We start from the raw sequence: 16,365 nt of genomic DNA, 5'->3' as shown, positions 1-16,365 counted from the left end.
TGGCCTATACACTTCATTTGAGCCCTTGAAACGAAGCCGCCGGGATCGGGACAGTGGCAACTGTTCGAAAGCTTCTTGGTCGAAAAGAGAGGGAAGGGCCTTCACGTAAATTCAAAAGGAAAGCAAATCCTTGAGTTGGCGCCTGAAAACCTGAGGTCGCCTGCTTAGACGGCATAATGGGAGCAAAAGCTGAAGGCAATTGCAAAAGGAAAACTTGCCAAACAGGTTTTCATTAACGAAATGCGCCAGAAATGCAAGCAAGATCATGTGGCAGGTTGATGCGTGTAGTGAATAATGAAAAGGGGGAAATGCTTGTCTGTCAGGATCGTGAATGCGGCCACAAGGAAAGTGTTTCACGTGTAACAAATGCGCCGTATGCCTGCAGTGCGCACAAGAAAAAAGGATGGAGCATTCGCTCCATCCTTTTTCTGTATATTACTGCTTCGACTAAATTTCATTCAGTACGGTGCCATGTCATTCATATTCAAGTGTGTTGTCCATTTTTTTTGTGTGTTTTTCGGAATCTACTCGTATGAGCGTACTGAATGGCTGCTGATCACCTGGACTGAAAATCGCTTCATCATTCTCTGGATTCCATCGGCTGTAAATACTCATGATCAGTATCTTCCTCCTTTGGATGAGAAGAGTAGTAATTCCCATTTTGATTAGCATCTAACGCTTCAATTGACTCTAACGCTGATCACCGGGACTAAACACCGCTGCGTCATTCTCCTTGTTCCATTGGCTTCTGATTGTACTCATGCACATCATCTCCTTTGGTTGAGAATGTCTTACAGTATTTATATACCCGGGTAGGACAGGTTGAAACATTTATTTTGAATTTTTTTCGCAATCCTGCGCGAACATCATTTCACGCCAAGGTTTTCTATATATTCGTCGTCCTTTAGCTTTCCTGTAATTTTGTTATATTTAGCGGAATGAACAGGAACCCATTTATATTCACCCTTTTTCTTATTGAAAACATATAAAACTTCTATTTTCTTATTACTTGAATCTATTTCATACATAAGCTCAATAACCTCGCCATTGGAATACACAACGATACCTGTATCTTCCCTTTTCTGTATTTCATCATCGGCCACTGCATTTTCTTTTTGTAACCTTATATTTTCCTGCGTGATAACTTGATTAATCCGATTATCATATTTTTTTTGATCAACTTCCTTTTGATCTTCACAACCATATATAAAAAGCAGCGATGAAAAAATAAGGAACACGCTTATTTTCATGAAAGCCATGACCTCCTAAGGTTTTTCTATATGTATACAAAATTATACAATAAAGCAAGATATCATTGCCGCTGGCTGCATAAAAAAGGTACTTATTATTCAACGTTTATTTGTGTCACGGTGGAATCGCATTATGATAATTAGAATATTCAAAAAAATAAACAGGTAGAAAGTTATTTTGTAATTTTATTTTAGGAAAACAAACTGTTATATAAAACAAAAAACCCCTTAACATGTAAGGGGTTTTTTTTAGCGTCCCAGATAGGAATCGAACCTACGACCTACAGCTTAGGAGGCTGTCGCTCTATCCTGCTGAGCTACTGGGACATGTTAAAAGGTCGACGACTTGTTTATTATATTTGTTATAGGCAAACTTTTCAAGTGAGTAGCTTATAATTATGAAAAAAAATGCCTGGCGGGTCATATAACGATGATTTTTACCTTTTATTGCGTTAATTGGGATACTTTATTATTCGCTGATTTTCTGGTACTATTATGCTAGAAAAAAATAGGAGAATGATAGTGGGAAAATACAGATTGGTATGGATGGCAGCAGTGTTTGTAGTTTTCATTTTAGCTGGCTGTTCACAAGGTGTTTTAGAGAAAATAGGTAAAAAGACGGCTGCGCCGATTGTGGAAGAGAATATCGAGGTGGCTGCAGCAGAGGAGAATGAGGCCGAAATAGATTCGGAGGATGGAGCAAATCCTGAACGAATCGACACGAGTGGCTGGATAAGGGCCGAGTCCGCGGTTAGGCTTCCGATATTGATGTATCACAGCATATCGGAGGGGAATAACCTTCGGGTGCCGAAGGAGGAATTCCGGCTGCAAATGGCTTGGCTTCGGGAAAATGGCTACCAGACTTTATCGCCTAATGAAGCCTTTCTCGTTTTAAGCGAAAATATAATGCCAAGTGAAAAGTGTGTCTGGATTACTTTTGATGATGGCTATACAGATAACTACACCGAGGCTTTTCCTATATTGAAGGAATATGAGTTGAAAGCGACCATCTTCATGATCGGGAAGTCCATTGGTAAAGCTCATCACCTGACGGAAGATCAAATGATGGAGATGAGTGCGAATGGGATTTCCATCGAGAGTCATACAATCAACCATCTTGAGCTGAACCGGATGACTTCCGGACAGCAGGAAGCTGAAATGGTCCAGTCCAAGGATTTATTCGATCGCATTCTGAACCAGGAGACGACGGTACTTTCGTATCCAGTCGGCCGTTATAACGAGGAGAGCCTCAGGTTATCGGAAGAAGCCGGATACAAGATGGCAGTCACCACCGAACCTGGCGGGGCAACAAGTGATCAAGGGATGCATGCCCTGCATCGCGTTCGGATTTCACCGGGATTATCCGTAGGGGGATTTGCATCACTGATTGAAAATGCGTCCAATTACTGAAGCTGGACCGGCGTTTTGTGAAAAATCACCCAATAATCGCTTCTTGCATGGTGTATAATGATAAGCAGTGAAAATTATATACATATGAACGATTTGGTGTCTAAATGACTTAAAAGGGAAGCTGGTTCAATGCCAGCGCGGTCCCGCCACTGTATATGGGAGCTGACGGCTGTATGCCACTGTTTGGGATATGGGAGATGCCGTTGACGATGACCATGAGCCAGGAGACCTGCCAAGATTCGTACACCTGTGACCCACGCGGATGGGGAGGTGTGTGGCAGACCGTAAAGAGTCCGTAATGATATTGTTGCCATACAAGCATCTTCCGTTTGACGGGGGATGCTTTTTGTCATGAGGTCCTCGCTTAAGGCGGGCTAAAACTAAATGAAATGATTGTGGGGAATGAACGTGAAGAAGATTTTTGGCCTGATACTGGTGATGGTGCTGACGGCTGGCATGATGGTTGGCTGCAGCGGCACGGCCGATGAAGGAAAAGGAAAGCAGCAGACGAATCAGGCTACACAACAAGCCTTCCCGGTTACGATTAAAGATGCAACGGGCGAAAAGGTGACGATAGAAGAAAAACCGAAGAAAATCGTTACGTTGATACCAAGCAATACGGAAGTGGTCTTTGCGCTTGGTTTAGGTAATAAGGTTATTGGCGTGTCCGACAATGATAATTACCCGGAAGAAACGAAGGATATCGAAAAAGTGGGCGGCATGGAGATGAACACGGAATTGATCGTATCCTTGAAGCCCGATCTTGTTCTTGCCCATGCATCGAGTGCCCATAATTCGAAGGAGGGGCTCCAGCAGCTTAAGGATGCGGGAATAGATGTGCTTGTAGTCAATGATGCCCAAAGCTTCAATGAGGTGTACAAATCCATTGATATGATCGGGATGGCAACAGGCGAGCAAGCTAAGGCAAAAGACATCATCACGGACATGAAAACGAAGCTGAAGGTTATTTCTGAGAAGGCCAAATCGGTAAAGGAATCGGAAAGAAAGACCGTTTTAGTGGAGGTTTCGCCGTCCCCGGATATCTATACACCTGGTAAAAATACATTCATGAATGAAATGCTTGTGATGATCTCAGCTGATAATGCTGCAGCGGATGTGGATGGCTGGGCCAAAATGGATGAAGAGTCGATGATTGCAGCCAATCCGGATGTCATCATTACGACTTATGGTTATTACACAAAAGACCCGGTAAGTGGAGTGACGGGCCGAAAAGGGTGGCAAGACGTAACGGCGGTTAAGAATGCCCAAGTCTTTGATGTCCATTCCGACTTGGTGACCCGTTCAGGTCCACGTTTAATAGAGGGAGTAGAGGAACTTGCCAAATCAATCTATCCGAACGTATTTGACAACTAAATGGGCGCTTGCTTATTTGCTTGCGTCATTGTTTTTACTTTTTGCCAGTACGATCGGCATCTCATTCGGTTCGGTGTCCGTACCGATCCCCGTACTTATGCAAATAATCGGCAAGGAGATTTTTCATTTGCCGATTTCCGCTGATCCCGATGTGATGCTGACGAATATCGTGATGAACATCCGTTTGCCGCGTGTATTGCTTGCTGGTTTGGTCGGGGCATGCTTGGCGATCGCGGGTGCGGCATTTCAGGGGCTGCTCCGGAATCCGCTTGCCGATCCCTACACGCTCGGGATATCGTCAGGAGCATCAGTCGGGGCAGTGGTGACGTTATTCCTGAATATATCACTCCCGTTCATCGGCTTATATACGCTTCCTGCATTGAGCATCTTATGTTCCGTGATTACGATTTTTTGTGTGCTGACATTCGCAAAAAAAATGGATCGATCGATGAAGGTCGAAACGATCATTTTGACCGGAATCATCTTCAGCTCGTTTTTAAGCGCCTTCATATCCTTGATGATTGCGTTGACGGGGGAGGAATTAAGACAAATCATCGGCTGGCTCATGGGCAGCGTGTCCATGCGCGGGTGGAATTATATCGGAATCATTCTGCCGTTTTTCATCATTGGCTCGTTGATTCTGATCATGAATACGAGGGAATTGAATGCGATGACCTTCGGGGAGGACCGGGCAAAACATTTAGGTGTCGACGTGCAGAGGCGGAAAATGTGGATCCTGATCGCGGGCTCGATATTGACGGGCGCAGCGGTTGCCGTTTCAGGCACGATCGGCTTTGTAGGGCTGGTGATTCCCCATTTGGTCCGGAGGATATGGGGGCCAGATCATAGGCATCTGCTTCCGTTATCATTGCTGGTAGGAAGCGGGTTCTTGATTTTGGCAGATCTTGTGGCACGGACGATCATCGCCCCGTCGGAACTGCCGATCGGGGTCATCACCTCACTGATCGGGGCACCTGCATTTGCCCTCATTTTATTAAGGAGACGGAGAGTGGGTAGGACGGATGCTTGAAGTTAAAGGGTTAACAGGTGGATATGATAACAAAAGCGTTTTGGATTCCATCTCTTTCGACGTTCAAAAAGGAGAACTATTCGGGATCCTCGGTCCAAACGGCAGCGGAAAAACGACGCTGTTGAGTATGCTCAGCGGGGTGCTCGCTTACAAGCAAGGAAGCATACGGATCAAAGGAAAAGATTTGCAGGATTATTCGGCAAAACAGCTTGCACGGGTCATTGCGGTGCTTCCTCAACATTCCTCGTTAGCTTTTTCGTATACGGTGAAGGAAACGGTCTCGCTTGGGAGGTACGCCCATCAAACAGGCTGGTTCCACAGCTGGTCTGAGGAGGATGAAAGGATTGTCCAACGGGTGATGAAACAAACGGGAGTGGCCGAATTCCAGGATCTTCATTTCGAACGGCTATCAGGAGGGGAGAGACAGCGGGTCTTGCTGGCCCAGGCGCTGGCCCAGGAGCCTGAAGTACTTTTTTTGGATGAGCCGACGAACCACTTGGATCTATCGTATCAAAAGGAACTTCTTGATTTGATGAGGAAGATGGCAAAGGAGCAGGAATTGACCGTCATATCGATTTTTCATGACTTGAATCTGGCTGGATTATATTGTGATCGGCTCTTGCTGCTTGCAAAAGGGAAAATCCAAGCCCTTGCTGCCCCTCATGAAGTGCTTCAACAGGACCGGATCCAGGAAGTCTATCGTACGACGATTGAAAAGCATCCGCATCCTGCACTTCCGAAGCCGCAAATGTTCATCGTTCCCCAAAAGCATGGCAGCGATTACGAACCATTCGAAATCAATGAATCCCATTTGACGGTCGGGCGGGAGATGATCCGGTTGAATGCCCCCAATCCCCTTAGAACGATGTCTTCTGGAGTGACTGGATCGGGGATGGGCTGGCATCGATATTTCGTGAATAGGCACGTCCATCACGATTATGATTGCGCCGACCATCTTGCGGAAATGGCGGATTATTTAAAAGCCAATAACATCGATCCGCAGGAAACGGTAGGGATGATGACGGCAGTCTTCCTTGATACGGCTGCCTTCCAATTAGTAAAAGCGGAAGGTTTCTCGGTTTTCATCATCGTGACGGCTGGAGTCGGCAATGCGATCGACGCTTCATTAGCGGACCGCCACTCCTGGAGTTCTGCGCCAGGGACCATCAATACATGGATATTCGTAAATGGCCACCTGGCAGAAGAAGCGTTCATTCACAGCATCGTTACCGCGACCGAGGCAAAAGTAAAAGCGCTTCATGATTTGCAGGTGCTGGACAAGGTGACGAACACCTATGCGACAGGAACATCGACCGATAGCATCTCGATTGCAGCGACACAAAGAGGGGAGAAGCTTCAATATGCAGGAACCATCACCCCGCTAGGGAAGCTGATCAGCCGCGGAGTATATGATTGTACCGCCGAAGCAATAAGGAATAGTCGTAAACGGAATGAGGCATTATGATCTATCATCACCTTTTTGCCGTTACGCTGGCGTTTTTCCTTGATTTGATAATAGGAGATCCGCCGAATTGGCCGCATCCAGTCAAATGGATCGGAACGATGATAAGCAAGCTCGATCGCACATTCAATGAAGGCGTACATAAGAAAAGAAATGGACTGTTCATGCTGGCTATCGTCTTGACGACGGTACTATTGCTTACAGGTCTGTCGGTTTATTTGGCCTATCTTATCCATCCGCTGGCGGGAATCATTTGGGAAGCTGCCGTGATTTCCACTACGATTGCCCAAAAGGGTTTGAAGCAGGCTGGAATGGAGGTGTGCCGTCCGCTGAATGAAAGGGATTTTCCTGAAGCGCGGCTTAAGCTTTCCTATATCGTCGGCCGTGATACCGACATGCTTGATGAGTCCGAAATAGTCAGGGGCACTGTTGAAACCGTAGCTGAAAATACGAGTGATGGAGTAACGGCCCCGTTGTTTTGGGCAGCGGTTGGCGGGGCGCCGCTTGCGATGGTATACAGGGCAATCAATACGTGTGATTCGATGGTTGGCTACAATAATAATAAATATGGCCAATTTGGCTGGGCTTCGGCAAAGCTCGATGATATCGCGAACTACCTTCCCAGCCGTCTCACTGGATTTTTGATGCTAGTATGCTCGAAGTCTAGCCATCATGATCTTCAGGGCAGATGGAGGATCTTATTCAGTGATGCGAAGAAACATCCAAGTCCGAATAGCGGCTGGTGTGAAGCAGCCGTAGCGGCGATTTTGGGTGTGCAGCTTGGCGGGCTCAATATGTACAAAGGAGTAGTTTCTGACCGGGCGCGCATGGGTGTTCCGCTTGTTCCGCTGGAGGCAAAACATATACCAAAAACGATTGCCATCATGCATCGATCGTCTTTTCTATTTTTACTGATGCTTTGGCTGGGGGGAATTGCATTTGAAATTACCATCTCATGGTTCTAATCCACATTATCTTTACGAAGCGCTGGAAATCGAAATGCCTGGATCGATCATCGATTTCAGCGCAAACATCAACCCATTGGGACCGCCTTTGCGAATCAAGGAACGATGGTCCGGTTTTTTTGAAGGGGTCATGCATTACCCGGACCCCCATGCCGTTGAACTGACAAAAGCGATTGCAGAGAAAGAAGCGCTTCCCATGGCATCGGTTTTGGTAGGGAACGGTGGTGCAGAGATCATCATGTTGGTGGCCAGCATTTTGACCGATCGGAAGGTGTTGATCATCCAGCCGGCTTTTGCGGAATATGAGCAAGCTTGTTTGGCAGCTGGTTGTGAGGTCGACTTCCACCAGCTTGATGCTCCTGATTGGCAGCTGGATGTGGCTCGCTTGATTCCGAGATTACGTGAATATGATGCGGTTTTCCTCTGCACTCCCAATAACCCGACGGGCGTGTCATTTGACCGTGGGGCTGTGATGGAATTGATCAGCGAATGCCAAAAAGCGGATTGCCTGGTTGTCATCGATGAGGCGTTTTATGATTTTACCGAGGACGCCTTTACGTATGCGCCATTAATCAACCGATTTCCACATTTGCTTGTTCTAAGGTCGATGACGAAAATCTTTGCGATTCCGGGCTTGAGACTAGGCTATTTACTTGCCGAATCGAACATCATCAAGACGGTGAAAAGCTATAAACCGCATTGGAGCGTCAACCAAGTCGCATTGGAAGTGGGCAGAATCTGTCTAGAAGAAGAGGCATATATAAGTGAAACAAGAGAATATATTCAATCACAAAAACAGAAACTATCCCGGTTTTATCGGGAGCTTGGAGTAACAGTCTCCGACAGCACGGTCAATTTTTACTTACTGAAAGATGAAACGCTCTCTTTGTTTCCCTTTTTGCTGAAAAGAGGAATCGTCCCGCGTCATACCGATAATTTTCCCGGGGTGGACGGAATGTGGCTCAGGTTTGCAGTGAAGGATGAACGTGATAACGAGGCGCTGATGGAGGGGGTAAGGCAGTGGAAAAGGCAAGGCTCTGCTTTGTAACTGGCGGTGTCCGCAGCGGGAAAAGCAGTTTTGCAGAAAGAAAAGCGCTGGAATATGCACGCCTGATGGAGGGGAACTTGCATTACCTCGCCTGCGGGCGTGGCAGTGATGCTGAAATGGGGGAACGCATCCTAAGGCACCAAAAAGACAGGCAAAGAAGCCCGATCGCTTGGCAGACCTCTGAATATGCAACGGATATTACTAGAATCGCAGCGAAAATAGATTCCGATTCCATCATCCTGCTCGATTGCCTGACAACCTTGCTCGATCATGAACTTTTCGGTCCTGGAGTTCCGCTTGAAGCGGAATTTTTACATAGCATTCAGGCAAAAATCATCAGCGCCATCGATGAGCTAAGACAACAATCGGGCTGCTTGATCATCGTCAGCAATGAAGTGGTCCAGGAACCGATTTTCCAAAATGAATTGCTGCATATATACGGAAGGATGCTTGGCAAGCTCCATCGAACGATCGTAGGACAGGCGGATGAGGCGTATCTTGTTGAATCGGGGATTCCGTTGCAGATGAAGGGAGGAAAACAGGCATGAACGGATGGATCGGATTTTTAATCAACCTGCAGTTCTTTACGGTTTTTCCAATCAAAAAGCAGCTTCCGATGGAAAGGAAATATATGCACCGGGCCATTCAAACCTTTCCCTTGGTAGGCCTTTTACTAGGTGTGATCATGGGCGGAGCCTTATATGTGCTAGTGGAGTGGACGCCGTTTTCATCCCTTGCGATTGCCTTTTTCCTTTGGTTTTTGACAATTGCGTTATCGGGCGGCCTGCACCTTGATGGTTGGATCGATGCTAGCGATGCTTTTTTTTCCTATCAGGATAAAGAGCGCAGATTGGAGATCATGAAGGATTCGAGAACAGGTGCATTCGGTGTCATCTCCGTCATCGTACTTTTGGCCGCGAGATTTCTCTTCATCTATGAAATCGTCGAACGGGCCAATGAATGGACTTACTTCTTGATCATCGCTCTGCCGCTCTTGAGCAAATGCGTGATGGGTTATTTACTGATCCGGATGCCGCTTGCTAAAGAAGAAGGGCTGGGCGCATTTTTTCAACAGGCGGTAAAGAAGAGCAGTTTACCCATATACGGACTGTATCTCCTTGCGAGCCTGGCCGCGGCCTTGGTCATCGATGTTAAGCTTGTTGCCCTACTTGTTATCATGTGCTTGGCAGCGCTACTTTTCCTGCTTTATCTCAAACGTAAAATCAACAGCTGGTTCGGCGGGATAACCGGGGATGTCTTGGGGGCATCCGTGGAAGGGGTTGAGCTTTGGTTATGGCTGATTCTGTGGCTATTACACTACTTCGCCATGGGCTGACAGTAGCGAATGAGCGAAGAGCCTATCTAGGCTGGAGCGATTCACCTTTAAGTGCAGAAGGAGAGAAGCAAATTCAGGCTTTAAGGGGTTCTTACCCCATGTACGAAAAAATCCATACGAGCGATTTACCTCGTTGTGTGGAAACGGCAAGGCTGCTGTTTCCGGATGCTGAAATTATCAAAAACCGCTCCTTCCGCGAAATGAACTTCGGTCATTGGGAAGGGCGGACATACGATGAATTGAAGCGTGATAGCAAATATCTGGATTGGCTGGAACACCCCATGGAGGCCATGGTGCCTGGCGGGGAAAGCTACCCGGAATTTTCGGAACGGGTCCAAAATGGCTGGAACGAATGGATGGCCGATGAGGAAGGCCCTTATGTTTTAATGACCCATGGCGGGGTGATCCGGGATTTATTGGTCCGCTTTGCCCCGGCGGAGAAGGCTTTTTTCGATTGGGGCATATCCCACGGCAGGGGCTATGAGCTGATTTGGAAGGACCGGAACAGTTTAAGGAGGGGTGAGCGATGCACTTTGTTACAGGCGGTGCCTATAATGGAAAATCTGAATGGGTAAAGCGGGTGTATGAACTGGAGAGTGAGGTCCTGTGGCTTTCCGGTTATCAAAAAGAACAGCCAAGGCGAAAGGATTTCCAAGGCAAGACCGTCGTATTGCAAGGCTTGGATGGCTGGATTCAGGCGGATGCCAGAAAGATGACGACTGATTCAATTCGCGAAAAATGGCAGGAAATCATCGCCGACTGGCGAATATGGGAGAAGGAAAGGGCTGAACGCAGCTGCATCGTCATCGGCTCTGACCTATCCAAAGGAATCGTGCCGATGAAAGCAACCGATCGTCGCTGGCGTGATGCCTGCGGCTGGGTCTATCAGGATGTGGCATCCTTATCGAGCCGGGTTGATATCATCTGGTATGGAATTAACCAGCGAATAAAATAGAGGAGGCAATTGGAATGAAAATCTATACGCGTACAGGAGATAAAGGACAAACGAGTGTTATCGGGGGGCGCCTTGACAAGGACGACATCCGGGTCGAATCATATGGAACGGTCGATGAGGTGAATAGCTATATCGGCCTTGCGGTGGCTGAATTGGACGCAGCGCTATTTGCCGATGTACTGGCAGATCTCGAGAAAATCCAGCATGAGTTATTTGACTGTGGCGGTGATCTGGCGACGGTATCCGAGAAGGCCCCGCAAAAGCTGACGGATGAGGCGATTACGTATTTGGAAGAACGGATTGACGCGTTCATCGTCGAAGCGCCGGAATTGGAAAAATTCATTTTGCCAGGCGGATCGAAAGCGGCAGCAACCATCCATATCGCCCGTACGGTTACTAGAAGGGCGGAACGATTGGTCGTTTCCTTGATCAAGTCGGGCGCAGCCGTCTCCCCTTTATCGCTTCAATATTTAAACCGTTTATCGGATTACTTCTTTGCGGTAGCACGTGTCATCAACTTCCGGCTAGGTGTGAAAGATGTGGAATACATCCGCAGTGCAAATGTATTCCGTGGAGGGAAAAGAAAGGAAAAGGAGTAACATGGACGTAAGAAGAATCAGTGTGATCGCTTTATTCATTGCCTTATCCGCCGTGGGGGCGATGCTCAAAATCCCTTCCCCGATCGGCAGTATCGCCTTGGACAGTTTTCCGGCCCTTTTGGCGGCTGTCATCCTCGGCCCGGTATCGGGAGCGCTCGTAGCGGGACTTGGACATATCATTTCAGCGTTCATCGGCGGCCTGCCATTGGGGCCATTTCACTTTTTGATCATGGCTGAAATGGCCGTGCTCGTATGGATGTTTGGCGTTTTATTCATACAAGGAAAAAAACTGTCCGCCTATTTCCTCTTTTTTATCGGCAATTCATTCATTTTGGGCCTGCCGTTTGTGTTTCTGGTCAGTCCCGGATTCTATATGCTGACAGTGCCGGGATTAACAGCTGCATCGGCGATAAATATTGCCTTGGCGGCCCTTTTACTGCCCCGCTTGCAGCCTATCTTGAGAAAATCGATTCTTAAAGATGGATCGATATCATGAGTGATTCCTTGGTTTTGCCATTCTCCGAATCGGAATCATTGATACTATCAAGTGACAATAGTGGCGGAATAGGACTGAAGGAAAACGATTTTGTTCAGGTTCCATATGAAATCGTCGGCTATTATTCCTTCAGGGTGGCCGTCATGGAATGCTTAAGCGTTGGCGGAATTCCCATATCGGTCGTCCTCCATAATTTTTGCGGCGATGAAGCTTGGGAGGGCTTGAGCAAAGGTATCATGCAAGGCTTGGACGAATTGGGTCTGGATCTTCCGATTACGGGAAGCACGGAAACGAACATGCCGCTGCTTCAATCGGCTCTTGGTCTCATCGTCCTTGGCAAGCGAAGGAATGACCTGGCAATGCAACCAAACCATTCACGGAAAATGGCCCTCATCGGCAGGCCGCTCGTCGGGGAGGACGTGCTGAAACAGCAAGAATGGGTTGCCCCTCTATCCTTATATAAAAGTCTTTGTGAGCTTGAAGGAGTGGAGGCGCTTCCAATCGGATCGAAGGGAATCGCCTATGAATGGAAGCACCTGGACCGAAGCGGGGAAGGTGTTCCCGATTGTATAAGCAATAGAGTCGATATCGAAAAATCATCCGGCCCATCCACCTGCTTCCTTCTTGCTTATCCCTTATATTTGGAGGAAGAAATCAAGCGTAAAGCAGGGCCTCTTTTTATTGGTGAATGACAGCACTTCAGAATAGATGGGGCATCGGGTTTAGTTCATCATGAACGGATTCGCTGCTCCTTTTTTCATTGAAATTGCGAGCCGCCTCTAAAAAATGATAGATATGGATACTCTAGTAAAGCGGTTCAGGGATCACTCATCGTGTTATCCAGATCGGATCCGTAATGCCCGTCCTTCTGCAGCGTGTGTTAAGATGAAATTATTGGTATTAAATGAAGGATATTTCACAAATGAAAAAAATCTTAATGGTTGTGGACTCGATCATAGCAATCGTTCCACAGCTTCCATTTTTACTATTGAATTCAATCGTTTAAGAGGAAGGAGCATGATGTTAGTATGGCAGGTTATATGATGGGCATCGATATCGGCACGACAAGTACGAAGGTCGTTCTTTTTTCAAAAGGGGGGGAGGTCGTCCAATCATGTTCGAAAGGATATCCCCTTCATAGCCCTACCCCGTCCGTTGCTGAACAAGACCCCGAGGAAATATATAAAGCGGTCATCCTGGCGATAGCCGAAGTGATGATAGCAAGTGAAGTGGGCAAGGACGAACTGGGCTTCCTATCATTCAGTTCAGCGATGCATAGCTTGATCGCCATGGGGAAGGACGGCAGGCCGCTGACGAATAGCATGACTTGGGCAGATAACCGAAGTGTTGCTTATGCAGAGCAATTGAAGGCCTCGGAACAAGGGATGCAATTGTATCATCGGACAGGGACCCCCATTCACCCGATGTCCCCGATTACGAAAATCATGTGGTTAAGAAACGAGCATCCGGACATTTTTGAAGATACATACAAATTCATCGGAATCAAAGAATATATCTTTTATAAATTCTTCAATGAGTATGTGATGGATCACTCGCTAGCTTCCGCAACGGGTATGTTCAACTTGAATGAGCTGAAATGGGATGAAGAGGCACTTAGCATTGCCGGAATCGATGCGGACAGGCTGCCGGCGCTTGTCCCGACAACACAGGTCCTTTCTGGCTTAAGTACGGAATTGGCCGCAGCCATGAACATTCAGGAAGGCACCCCGTTCGTGATCGGTGCGAGTGATGGCGTACTTGCCAACTTAGGGCAAAATGCCATCAAGCCAGGGGTCCTGGCAATCACGGTCGGCACGAGCGGTGCAGTAAGGACCGTCAGTGATCGCCCGCTTACTGATCCAAAAGGCAGGACCTTCTGTTACGCTCTTACTGAAAATCATTGGGTGATCGGCGGGCCGGTCAATAACGGGGGCATCACCTTCCGCTGGGCTCGAGATCAATTTGGCCGTGTCGAAATTGAAAAAGCGAAGGCTTCCGGACTGGATTCTTATGAAATTTTGACGGATATGGCCTCGACTATTGCACCTGGATCGGATGGGCTCATTTTCCACCCGTATATGGCTGGGGAGCGTGCGCCATTATGGAGTGCCGATGCAAGGGGCTCCTTCTTTGGATTGGCCCTTCACCATACACGTGATCATATGGTCCGGGCGGTACTCGAAGGCGTGATGTATAACCTCTATAGTGTCCTCCTTGCTGTAAGGGAACTGGCTGGCGCACCCGAGAAGATCCATGCAAGTGGCGGGTTTGTCCGCTCGAAGCTGTGGCGTCAAATCATGGCTGATGTCTTCAATCAGAACGTGACGATCCCTGAAAGCTTTGAAAGTTCTAGCTTAGGGGCAGCCGTGCTTGGGCTTTATGCTTTAGGGGAAATCGAAAGCCTCGATGAAGTGGAAGGGATGATAGGCGATACGGATGAGCTTGTGCCGATCGAGGCTAACGTTAAAGTTTACGAAGAGCTGATGTCGATCTATTTATCCGTGAGCAGGCAATTGGAGGCTGACTACAGCCGCATTGCCGAATTTCAAAGACGCCATTTGGAATGAACGTGAAGGAAAGGCACAGCTGCATAAGCACTGTGCTTTTGTTTTTGATAAGATGGTAAAAAAGATAAGGGGAATGTCATATGGGAGCCAGTAAAACGAATGCAATGCGAATTCTTGATAACCATTCAATCGAATATGGGATGATGAGTTATGATGCACGTGATGGAAAGATCGATGGAATTACCGTCGCCGAAAAAATCGGAAAGGCGCCTGGAAGCGTCTTTAAAACGCTCGTTACCCATAGCGGGCCGCAGCAGCTTTATGTTTTTGTGATTCCAGTAGCGGCCGAACTGGATATGAAAAAAGCGGCCAAGGCGGCAGGAGCGAAAAAAATGGAAATGCTCGCCGTCAAGGACCTTCAAAAAAACACCGGCTACATACGGGGGGGCTGTTCACCGATCGGCATGAAAAAGCAATACCCGACCTTCATCGATGAAAGTGCATCGAACTTGTTTGAAATCATCGTAAGCGCGGGGAGGATCGGCACCCAGATTGTCCTGAATCCGGCAGATTTCCTCGAAATCACGCAGGCGGAGTCCGTCGCTCTTATCAAATAGGACAATGGCATCCTTGGGCATTCACCTATTTGATTTTTGCCGCATACGCTGTCTTGAAGATCACATTTCTATTGTGAGGGAGAGTGTGGAAGTGACGGGAAAAGTGATGCATTATTTCGCCGGCGGCAATACCGCTAAAGGTTTTTATAGTTTATATGATTCGAATTTGGCAGGTTTGGAAAGATTATTCATTTTAAAAGGCGGACCTGGTTCGGGAAAATCGACCATCATGAAAAAAATCGGCCAGGAATGGCTGGATAAAAACTTTGATATCGAGTATTTACATTGTTCTTCCGATAATGATTCCATCGATGGGGTCATCATACCGGCTTTGAAAATCGGTCTTGTGGATGGGACCGCTCCGCATGTGATTGAACCGAAGGCACCAGGGGCTGTAGAGGAATATGTCAATTTGGGGTCAGCCTGGAATTCACAGCAGCTCGCTTCGGAAAGAGCGTCCATCATAAGGCTGACGAATGCGAGAAGCAAAAGCTTCGAGAAGGCCTATGCCCTTTTCTCCGAAGCATTGAAGATACATGATGAATGGGAGGACATCTATAAGGCAAACATCGACTTCGCTAAATTGAATGGGCTGACCAATAAATTGATAGAAGGCTTTTATCGAGATATCGTCCTTAATAAGAAGGCGGATGTTCGTCATCGTTTTTTAGGTGCCGCCACGCCAAAGGGAGCGGTCGATTTCATACCGAATATCACGGAGGGCGTACAGAAACGCTACTTTTTAAAAGGGCGTCCCGGTTCGGGAAAATCGACGATGCTGAAAAAGATTGCAAAGGCTGCGGAGCAAAGGGGCTTCGATGTGGAGGTGTATCATTGCGGTTTCGATCCGCATAGCCTGGACATGGTCATCGTCCGCGAGGTAGGTATCGCCATATTCGACAGCACAGCTCCTCATGAATATTTTCCGAGCTGCGAAGGTGATGAGATCATCGATATATATAAAACGGCGATCCTGCCGGGAACGGATGAAATTTATGCCGATCAGATCAAGGATGTTTCCTCCAGGTACAGGGAGAAGATGAATGAAGCGACAGCAAGCCTGGCCAAAGCAAAAGAGCTGCATGACGAACTTGAAAAAATTTATGTGAAAGCCATGGACTTTACTGCGATAGATGACATTCGTAGTGACATTCATGAACAGATCATTGAACGGGCGCAGGCGATTGACAGCCAAACGATCCTGCATTAAAAAATTGAACTGCACCTCTCCTTATCAGGTGCAGTTTATTTATATTTTTTCGATCAATATTCACTGCAAGGTTGTAAAACGTGTTTATCGACGCTCTTTCGGTTAG

18 protein-coding genes, 1 tRNA gene, 1 pseudogene and 1 riboswitch are annotated in these 16,365 nt (G+C 47.3%); of the genes and pseudogenes, 17 read left to right on the top strand and 3 right to left on the bottom strand.

Annotated features, from left to right (window positions below):
- Positions 1-63: 63 nt before the first annotated feature.
- A pseudogene (locus MHI53_RS24560) lies at positions 64-371 on the top strand (DNA topoisomerase III); the annotation flags it as partial.
- Positions 372-474: 103 nt separating this feature from the next.
- On the opposite strand, the gene MHI53_RS24555 reads toward MHI53_RS24560, so the two are convergent.
- The 3 genes from MHI53_RS24555 to MHI53_RS24545 form a co-directional block, all read right to left on the bottom strand.
- Entirely contained in the window at positions 475-615 is a 141-nt protein-coding gene (locus MHI53_RS24555; RefSeq protein WP_155645404.1) for a hypothetical protein, read from the bottom strand.
- 251 nt (positions 616-866) lie between these two features.
- Positions 867-1,250, bottom strand: a complete 384-nt coding sequence (locus tag MHI53_RS24550) for a hypothetical protein (protein WP_340372509.1) — start codon at positions 1,248-1,250, stop codon at positions 867-869.
- 253 nt (positions 1,251-1,503) lie between these two features.
- A tRNA-Arg gene (locus tag MHI53_RS24545) sits at positions 1,504-1,577 on the bottom strand.
- Between the two features lie 219 nt (positions 1,578-1,796).
- Here MHI53_RS24545 and MHI53_RS24540 point away from each other — a divergent pair.
- From MHI53_RS24540 to MHI53_RS24465, 16 genes are all read left to right on the top strand, one after another.
- Positions 1,797-2,660, top strand: a complete 864-nt coding sequence (locus MHI53_RS24540) for a polysaccharide deacetylase family protein (RefSeq protein ID WP_340373726.1) — start codon at positions 1,797-1,799, stop codon at positions 2,658-2,660.
- Between the two features lie 77 nt (positions 2,661-2,737).
- Positions 2,738-2,912: riboswitch (cobalamin riboswitch) on the top strand.
- 150 nt (positions 2,913-3,062) lie between these two features.
- Entirely contained in the window at positions 3,063-4,034 is a 972-nt protein-coding gene (locus MHI53_RS24535) for an ABC transporter substrate-binding protein (RefSeq protein ID WP_340372508.1), read from the top strand.
- Positions 3,997-5,064: an iron ABC transporter permease gene (locus MHI53_RS24530; RefSeq protein WP_061141349.1), complete on the top strand. Its 1,068-nt coding sequence runs from the start codon at positions 3,997-3,999 to the stop codon at positions 5,062-5,064. Before MHI53_RS24535 ends, MHI53_RS24530 begins: the two co-directional genes overlap by 38 nt.
- A complete protein-coding gene (locus tag MHI53_RS24525; protein ID WP_340372507.1) occupies positions 5,057-6,529 on the top strand; it encodes a heme ABC transporter ATP-binding protein in 1,473 nt (490 codons plus the stop codon). The genes MHI53_RS24530 and MHI53_RS24525 overlap by 8 nt, the downstream gene beginning before the upstream one ends.
- Positions 6,526-7,491 carry an adenosylcobinamide-phosphate synthase CbiB gene (gene cbiB / locus MHI53_RS24520; RefSeq protein ID WP_340372506.1) on the top strand — a complete coding sequence of 322 codons (966 nt, stop codon included), beginning with the start codon at positions 6,526-6,528 and terminating at the stop codon, positions 7,489-7,491. The genes MHI53_RS24525 and cbiB overlap by 4 nt, the downstream gene beginning before the upstream one ends.
- Complete coding sequence (gene cobD / locus MHI53_RS24515) at positions 7,466-8,539, top strand: threonine-phosphate decarboxylase CobD (protein ID WP_340372505.1); 1,074 nt, start codon at positions 7,466-7,468, stop codon at positions 8,537-8,539. Before cbiB ends, cobD begins: the two co-directional genes overlap by 26 nt.
- Positions 8,512-9,087 carry a bifunctional adenosylcobinamide kinase/adenosylcobinamide-phosphate guanylyltransferase gene (locus MHI53_RS24510; RefSeq protein ID WP_061141346.1) on the top strand — a complete coding sequence of 192 codons (576 nt, stop codon included), beginning with the start codon at positions 8,512-8,514 and terminating at the stop codon, positions 9,085-9,087. The genes cobD and MHI53_RS24510 overlap by 28 nt, the downstream gene beginning before the upstream one ends.
- A complete protein-coding gene (gene cobS / locus MHI53_RS24505; protein WP_061141345.1) occupies positions 9,084-9,875 on the top strand; it encodes an adenosylcobinamide-GDP ribazoletransferase in 792 nt (263 codons plus the stop codon). Before MHI53_RS24510 ends, cobS begins: the two co-directional genes overlap by 4 nt.
- Positions 9,833-10,450: a histidine phosphatase family protein gene (locus MHI53_RS24500; RefSeq protein ID WP_340372504.1), complete on the top strand. Its 618-nt coding sequence runs from the start codon at positions 9,833-9,835 to the stop codon at positions 10,448-10,450. The genes cobS and MHI53_RS24500 overlap by 43 nt, the downstream gene beginning before the upstream one ends.
- Positions 10,402-10,830 carry a bifunctional adenosylcobinamide kinase/adenosylcobinamide-phosphate guanylyltransferase gene (locus tag MHI53_RS24495; RefSeq protein WP_340372503.1) on the top strand — a complete coding sequence of 143 codons (429 nt, stop codon included), beginning with the start codon at positions 10,402-10,404 and terminating at the stop codon, positions 10,828-10,830. Before MHI53_RS24500 ends, MHI53_RS24495 begins: the two co-directional genes overlap by 49 nt.
- A gap of 14 nt (positions 10,831-10,844) precedes the next feature.
- Positions 10,845-11,429 (top strand): cob(I)yrinic acid a,c-diamide adenosyltransferase, encoded by a 585-nt coding sequence (locus MHI53_RS24490; protein WP_340372502.1) that lies wholly within the window; start codon positions 10,845-10,847, stop codon positions 11,427-11,429.
- Position 11,430: 1 nt separating this feature from the next.
- Positions 11,431-11,925: an ECF transporter S component gene (locus tag MHI53_RS24485; RefSeq protein ID WP_061141341.1), complete on the top strand. Its 495-nt coding sequence runs from the start codon at positions 11,431-11,433 to the stop codon at positions 11,923-11,925.
- On the top strand, positions 11,922-12,617 hold the full coding sequence (locus MHI53_RS24480) for a hypothetical protein (protein WP_061141340.1): 696 nt from the start codon (positions 11,922-11,924) through the stop codon (positions 12,615-12,617). Before MHI53_RS24485 ends, MHI53_RS24480 begins: the two co-directional genes overlap by 4 nt.
- Positions 12,618-12,953: 336 nt before the next feature.
- Positions 12,954-14,492, top strand: coding sequence for a gluconokinase (gene gntK, locus MHI53_RS24475; protein ID WP_061141339.1), 1,539 nt, complete (start codon positions 12,954-12,956; stop codon positions 14,490-14,492).
- 80 nt (positions 14,493-14,572) lie between these two features.
- Positions 14,573-15,049, top strand: coding sequence for a Cys-tRNA(Pro) deacylase (ybaK, locus tag MHI53_RS24470; RefSeq protein WP_061141338.1), 477 nt, complete (start codon positions 14,573-14,575; stop codon positions 15,047-15,049).
- A 91-nt stretch (positions 15,050-15,140) separates the two neighbouring features.
- Positions 15,141-16,259, top strand: a complete 1,119-nt coding sequence (locus MHI53_RS24465) for a PRK06851 family protein (protein ID WP_061141337.1) — start codon at positions 15,141-15,143, stop codon at positions 16,257-16,259.
- Positions 16,260-16,365 lie beyond the last annotated feature (106 nt).

The sequence above is a fragment of the Peribacillus sp. FSL E2-0218 genome, assembly GCF_037992945.1.
Classification (GTDB): domain Bacteria; phylum Bacillota; class Bacilli; order Bacillales; family DSM-1321; genus Peribacillus; species Peribacillus simplex_B.
This window is presented reverse-complemented; position numbering and strand designations above follow the sequence as displayed.

Coding starts and splice junctions, on each gene's coding strand:
- MHI53_RS24555 (WP_155645404.1), bottom strand. CDS start 615: ATGAGTATTTACAGCCGATGGAATCCAGAGAATGATGAAGCGATTTTC.
- MHI53_RS24550 (WP_340372509.1), bottom strand. CDS start 1,250: ATGAAAATAAGCGTGTTCCTTATTTTTTCATCGCTGCTTTTTATATAT.
- MHI53_RS24540 (WP_340373726.1), top strand. CDS start 1,797: ATGGCAGCAGTGTTTGTAGTTTTCATTTTAGCTGGCTGTTCACAAGGT.
- MHI53_RS24535 (WP_340372508.1), top strand. CDS start 3,063: ATGAACGTGAAGAAGATTTTTGGCCTGATACTGGTGATGGTGCTGACG.
- MHI53_RS24525 (WP_340372507.1), top strand. CDS start 5,057: ATGCTTGAAGTTAAAGGGTTAACAGGTGGATATGATAACAAAAGCGTT.
- cbiB (WP_340372506.1), top strand. CDS start 6,526: ATGATCTATCATCACCTTTTTGCCGTTACGCTGGCGTTTTTCCTTGAT.
- cobS (WP_061141345.1), top strand. CDS start 9,084: ATGAACGGATGGATCGGATTTTTAATCAACCTGCAGTTCTTTACGGTT.
- MHI53_RS24500 (WP_340372504.1), top strand. CDS start 9,833: ATGGCTGATTCTGTGGCTATTACACTACTTCGCCATGGGCTGACAGTA.
- MHI53_RS24495 (WP_340372503.1), top strand. CDS start 10,402: ATGCACTTTGTTACAGGCGGTGCCTATAATGGAAAATCTGAATGGGTA.
- MHI53_RS24490 (WP_340372502.1), top strand. CDS start 10,845: ATGAAAATCTATACGCGTACAGGAGATAAAGGACAAACGAGTGTTATC.
- MHI53_RS24485 (WP_061141341.1), top strand. CDS start 11,431: ATGGACGTAAGAAGAATCAGTGTGATCGCTTTATTCATTGCCTTATCC.
- MHI53_RS24480 (WP_061141340.1), top strand. CDS start 11,922: ATGAGTGATTCCTTGGTTTTGCCATTCTCCGAATCGGAATCATTGATA.
- gntK (WP_061141339.1), top strand. CDS start 12,954: ATGGCAGGTTATATGATGGGCATCGATATCGGCACGACAAGTACGAAG.
- ybaK (WP_061141338.1), top strand. CDS start 14,573: ATGGGAGCCAGTAAAACGAATGCAATGCGAATTCTTGATAACCATTCA.